This window comes from Nonomuraea lactucae, from assembly GCF_003313395.1.
Classification (GTDB): Bacteria; Actinomycetota; Actinomycetes; order Streptosporangiales; family Streptosporangiaceae; genus Nonomuraea; species Nonomuraea lactucae.
The window spans coordinates 1-5,456 of the sequence record NZ_QNFZ01000821.1 but is presented as its reverse complement, the minus strand read 5'-3'; the positions used below and the strand labels follow the sequence as shown (position 1 = coordinate 5,456).

The 5,456-nt window shown below is 72.0% G+C and carries 3 protein-coding genes; 1 reads left to right on the top strand and 2 read right to left on the bottom strand.

All coding sequences use genetic code 11. The features are described from left to right. Positions 1-397 precede the first annotated feature (397 nt). On the bottom strand, positions 398-1,393 hold the full coding sequence (locus tag DQW85_RS28595) for an alpha/beta hydrolase (protein ID WP_205315481.1): 996 nt from the start codon (positions 1,391-1,393) through the stop codon (positions 398-400). Positions 1,394-1,466: 73 nt separating this feature from the next. Next, a complete protein-coding gene (locus tag DQW85_RS28590; protein ID WP_113702976.1) occupies positions 1,467-4,217 on the bottom strand; it encodes a helix-turn-helix transcriptional regulator in 2,751 nt (916 codons plus the stop codon). A 221-nt stretch (positions 4,218-4,438) separates the two neighbouring features. Between DQW85_RS28590 and DQW85_RS28585 the strand changes: the two genes are divergently transcribed. Further along, positions 4,439-5,398, top strand: coding sequence for an alpha/beta hydrolase (locus DQW85_RS28585; protein ID WP_113702975.1), 960 nt, complete (start codon positions 4,439-4,441; stop codon positions 5,396-5,398). Positions 5,399-5,456: the final 58 nt, after the last annotated feature.

Below are 5,456 nucleotides of genomic sequence, written 5' to 3'. Positions count from 1 at the left end.
GCGGCGATCACGTTGAGATCATGCTCGCGCAGCCGGGTGACGACGCCGTTCCAGCTGGCGGACTCGGCGAACGCCCCGTGGACGAGCACAACAGTGGGTGAAGTAGTCATCATCGCTCCTAGCGGGTCTTCAGTGCGGTGGACAGGAAGCGGGCGGCCTGCTGGATGGCCGCCTCGGCGGTGATCTGCGCCCGCTCGCGCCCGCCGGCCGGAACACGCTCACGGGTTGGCGGTCGCCTCGGCGAACGCCTGCGCGGGAGGTTCGAGAACCGGTTTCACGGTGGACATCCTGGCCTCTTTCCCGGTACATGACATGCCGCCCCCCGCGGCCTCACGCACCTCAGCCTGGCAAATGTGCCCTACCGGAAGCATCAGTATATTGACTGGTCTGTCGGTGGTCAGCGCCGATCAGCCAGCGCGGCTTTGAGGAAGCCGGCGCCCTGCCTCACCGCGGCCACCGTGGGCGGGCTGTCCCGCAGCGGGTTCAGGGACGCGAAGTCGTGCACCGTCCCCAGATAGCGCACGCAGGTCACCGGCACGCCCGCCCGCCGCAGCAGGCGCGCGTACTCCTCACCCTCGTCCCGTACGACGTCCGCCTCCGCCGACACGAGCAGGGCGGGAGGCAGCCCCGAGAGGTCCGCCGTGGTGGCCCGCAGCGGCGAGGCGGTGGGTTCGGCGAGCTCACCGTCGTCGTCGGTGTACTGCTGCCAGTACCATTCCAGGGCCGCGCGCGTCAGAAGGTAGCCGGACTCGAACTCCTCCCGCGACACGGTGTCGCAGTACGAGTCGGTCGTCGGGTAGTACAGCAGCTGCGCGCGGATGCGCGGGCCGCCGCGCTGCTTGGCCATCATGGTGAGCGCCGTGGCCATGGTCGCGCCGGCGCAGTCACCGGCCACCGCGAGCCTGCGGCCGTCCAGCTCCAGGCCGGCGGCGTGCTCGACGAGCCACGTCAGCACCGCGTACGACTCCTCCAGCGCGACCGGATAGCGGGCCTCCGGGGTGCGGGTGTACTCCGGCACCACGAACGCGGCGTCACTGGCGGCGGCCAGCTCGCCGATGACGCGCGCGTGAGTCCGCGCGTCGCCGAGCATCCACCGGCTGCCGTGCAGGTACACGACCATGGGCAGAGGACCGGCGGTCCGTGCGGGCCGGAACGTCCAGAAGCCGACGAGCCCGGAGGGGCCCACCGGCGCCACGGTGTACTCGGCGTCCACCCCGAAGTCGTCGTACGTGTGGCCCTGGATCTCCAGGAACGCCTGCCGGCCGTCGAGCGGACCGAGCTGGTGCAGGTAGGGGGGTGCTGCCGAGGCGTCGACGAGCCGCTGAACGAGGGGGTCGAGGACGACGGCCAAGCGGTCGTGCCCTCCACGGCCGGTGACAGGCTCCAAACTCACACGCCTCACTTCCCTGTCGTCGTACTGATCATCAGGCGGGCGCGGGAGATGGGGCGCACGCGGGGGAACGCGGTCACAGATCGCCCAGCAGAGCGCGGAGCTGGTTGCGGTTGCTCACACCGAGCTTCGGATACACGTTGTAGAGGTGGGAGCTTACCGTGCGTGGCGAGAGCATCAACTGCTCGGCGATTTCCCGATTGCGCAGGCCCTGCGCCGCCAGCCGGACGATCTGGCGCTGCTGGGCGGTGAGACCCGCCAGCGCGTCGGCCAGGGCGGGCGAGGTGGCGACGCCGCTCGCCCGCAGCTCACCGCGCGCCTCCTCGGCCAGGCCCTGCGCGCCGAGCCGGGTGAACGACTCCAGCGCCGTGGCCAGGAGCGGGCGGGCGTCCAGGGGGCGTCGCCGCCTGCGCAGCCACTGAGCGTAGTGGAGCCGGGCCTGCGCCCGGGCCAGCGGCCACTCCTCACCCACCGGATTCACCGTGGCAAGCCGGAAGTGGTGCTCGGCGTCCTTCGGGTCGCCGGTCAGCGCGGCGGCGTGGTGGAGCATCAGCGTCATCCGGGTCGTCGGCCGCGGGCCCAGCGCGGCGCGCACCGCCGCGACGATGCGCGCCGCCTCTTCCCGCCGATCCGTCCGCTGGGCGGCCGCGGCGAGGTCGGCGACCGACCGGTGCGACATGAAGTAGTGCAAGGGTGCGGCGTCCTCGTCGAACAGCAGCCGGAAGTGGCGGAACGCGCCGTCGAAGTCGCCTGCCGCCGCGGCGGCGGTGCCGGCGGCGCGCAACAGGCGCGCGTGCGTCGCCCGGTTCTCCTCCAGGCCGACGGCCGTCCAGGCGGGGTCGGCCGGCATGGCCGCGGGCTGACCGCGCAGGGCTTGCAGGGTCACCCGCAGCGCCTCGATGTCGATCTCGACGTGCCTCAGCTTGTGCACGGCCGCGAGCGTCGCGGCCTCCTCCAGCAGATCGTCCGCCTCCGCCCACCGCCCGGTGTCGATCAGCGCCGAGCCCATCAACGCCAGCGTAGGAGCGGCGACGCCCATGGAGCCGTACCCGCGGAGCATGGCGTACGCCTGCCGCAAGGACTCCACGCACAGCTCGGACTCCTCGGCCGCCCAGGCGGTGCAGCCGAGGGCGCTCAACCGGTTCATCTCCACGACGTCGTCGGGCGGCTCCGACGGCCTCAGCCGCAGGATCCGCCGTAGCAGCTCCGGGGCGTTCGCCGGGTCGGCCCCGGCCAGGGTGGAGGCCCGAACCGCGTCGGAGGCCGCGTTCGGCTCCAGCTCCATGTAGGGCGTGTCGCCCTCCCGGGTGTCGATCCGGTCGAGCAGGCCCGCTATCAGCCCCCTGACCTCAGGCAGCCCCGACTGGAACACGGCTCCCTGGAGCACGGCGGTGAGGGCGAGCGCCGTCGCCCCGCTCTTCGGGGGGTTGGGCTCCAGCGCTCCGAGCATCACCTGGAACGCCTCGCGCTGGTGGCCGAAGAGCGACAGGGCCATGCCGGCGCCGCACGCCGCCACCCCCAGCATGTCCGGATCATCGGTCAGCGCCGTGACCTTGCCGTACAGTTCGCGCACCCACGAGGGATCGCCGGCGTTCTGGGCGGCCCTGAGCGCCTTGGCGTACCTGCGGGCCCGGTCCGACGTGGCGGGGCTGCACTCCGCCGAACGCTCCAGCGCCCGCGCCGCCGCGAAGGACCCGCCACGCCGCTCGGCGAGGTCCGCGGTGTCCTCCAGGGCCGCCGCCACCGACTCGTCGTGGCCGAGGCACGCGGCGGCGAGATGCCAGGCCCGGCGGGCCGGATCCGCTGTCAGAGCGGCCGCGAGATCGCGGTGTGCCCGCTGCCGGAGGTAGGCCGGGGCCCCGTGATAGGAGCCCGCGCGCGCCAGAGGATGACAGAAGGCGACTCGCCCGTCCACGACGGTGACCAGGCCGGTCTCCTCAGCGGGAGCCCATACCGCGAGATCCGGCCCCGCGCCCGCGGCGGCCATGATCGTGGCGAGGTCTTCATGCTCCGACGCCGCCGTGTACAGGAGCAGCCGCTGGGTGTTCTCCGGCAGGTCGCGCAGACGTGCCGCGTACATCTGCTGGATGCGCTGCGTCTGCGGCAGCCCACTGCCGGGAAGCGCTCCCGTGCCACCCATCCTGGCCGCCCGGCACAGCTCGATGATGGCCAGCGGATTCCCGCCGGCCTGCTGGAGCAGGTCGATCCGCGCCCGGCCGGCGGGCGGACTCGGCTGGGCGTCCACGAGTTCGGCGGCGGCCTGCTCGGGCAACGGCCCCAGGAGCAGGGTGGGCAGGTCCCCGGCGACACCCTCCGGGGGAGTCTGCCCACGCGCCGTCAGCAGCACCGACACGTCCTCCGCCGAGATACGGCGGACCACGAAGCCCAGAACGTCGAGAGAGTCGCGGTCGCAGTGCTGGACGTCGTCCACCACCAGCATGACGGGCCGCCGCCGGGAGAGATCGGTCAGCAACGTCAGAACGGCCACCCGCAGCAACATCGGGTCCGGCTGCCCGCCCGCGGGGGCGAGGCCCACCGCGCTCTCCAGCGCTCCCCGCAGGTGCTCGGCGAGGGTGCCGACCTCAGCCAGGACAGGAAGCAGCAGCTGGTGCAGGGATGCGAAGGAGTGCCGCGACTCCGTTTCGCCGGCCTGACACGCCAGTACGACCCTTCCGCTGCCGCGCGCGTGGTCCGCGGTGGCGGCCGCCAATCTCGTCTTGCCCGTGCCTGCCTCGCCGAGCAGGAGCAGCACCCGTGACTCGCCGCGCTCCGCCTCGACGACGTCCAGGATACGGCGGATCTCGGTCCGCCGCCCGACCAGCGTCATGGCGGGATCAGTCCGTCCACGGCGTGTTGCCCTTCCCGTCTTCCTTCCCCGAATTCTCCCATACGCCTCATACAGGGCGGGGACAGGAGCGTCCGAAGAAGGACAGTCAACTTACTGATGCGTCCGGGAGCGGGCGGTTGCGACGCTGAGCGGCGTGTGCCGCACACCGGCGGCACACGGGCCAAGAACACTCGTGTGCCAAGGAAAAGAGGGCAGTCAGCATGCCGGACATCAAGCCCGTACTCGAACAGGCCGCACAGGCGTTCGTCGAGGCGACCGCCAATCCTCCGTTCCTCTACGACCTCGGCCCCGTCGAGGGGCGCAAGGCCGTCGACGGAGTCCAGGACGGCGACGTCCCGGTCCCGGACGCCGAGGTCGAGGACCTGCTCGTCTCCGGAGGGCCGTCGGGCGACGTCTCGATCCGCGTCTTCCGCCCGGTCGGCGCCCAGGCCCCGTTGCCCGTGGTGCTGTACATCCACGGCGCCGGCTGGGTGTTCGGGAACGCCCACACCCATGACCGGCTCGTCCGCGAGCTCACCGTACGCGCCCAGGCCGCGACGGTCTTCGTCAACTACAGCCTGTCCCCCGAGGCGAGGTACCCCACGGCGATCGAGGAGATCTACGCCGCGCTGCTGTGGATCTCGCGGGAGGGAGCCGCGCACGGGCTCGACCCGGCCCGGATCGCGGTGGCCGGCGACTCGGTGGGCGGCAACATGGCCGCGGCCACCACGCTCCTGGCCAAGCAGCGCAAGGGCCCCAGGCTGGCGGCGCAGTTGCTGTTCTACCCTGTCACCGACGCCAACTTCGACACCGGTTCCTACGATCAGTTCGCGAGCGGCTACTTCCTCAGCCGTGAGGGGATGCGGTGGTTCTGGGACCAGTACACAACTGACGAGAGCGAGCGGGCGCAGATCACCGCCTCGCCGCTGAGGGCGAGCCTGGAGGAGCTGGCCGGGCTGCCGCCGGCGCTGGTCATCGTCGCCGAGGCCGACGTGCTGCGCGACGAGGGCGAGGCGTACGCCGCCAAGCTGCGCGCCGCCGGCGTGCCGACGACGGCTGTGCGCTACCAGGGCATCATCCACGACTTCGTCATGGTCAACGCGATGCGGGACACGCACGCCGCCAAGGCCGCGACCCAGCAGGGCGGCGAGTTCCTCCACAACGCGCTGCACCAGGGCTGAACCCCGCCCGAAGACATCACCCACCGCAACAAGGAGAACCAGCATGTCCCGTTCATCT